Source organism: Pseudoalteromonas sp. SIMBA_162 (assembly GCF_046535955.1).
In the GTDB taxonomy this organism is placed as follows: Bacteria; Pseudomonadota; Gammaproteobacteria; order Enterobacterales; family Alteromonadaceae; genus Pseudoalteromonas; species Pseudoalteromonas marina.
This window is the reverse complement of record NZ_JAWJBQ010000916.1, coordinates 1-248: the sequence shown is the minus strand read 5'-3', so window position 1 is coordinate 248 and position 248 is coordinate 1. Positions and strand designations below refer to the sequence as shown.

Sequence of the window (248 nt, the reverse complement as noted above, 5' to 3'; positions counted from 1 at the left end):
CTACAATATGACCGTCCCATTCAGCGTTATATTTTTCGAAAGTAGTATCAGGAAACTTTAAATCCCAATCTAAATCTTTTTCTACTGCTTCCATGAAGTCATTAGTCACTAAGACAGATGAATTATTTCCTTCCATGAAGCCGACTTTATTCTTAGCCCCTATGAAATCTTCAATGTAATCAGGATGGTTTTCATCGTTAGTATAAAACACATCAGGATGCCATACCGACATCACCAGCATTTGTGCC

Annotated in this window: 1 protein-coding gene; it reads right to left on the bottom strand. The window is 37.1% G+C overall.

Going from position 1 to position 248, the window contains the following annotated elements; genetic code table 11:
• On the bottom strand, positions 1-248 hold a 248-nt coding region (locus R0J88_RS22375; protein WP_410901225.1), incomplete at both ends, for a hypothetical protein.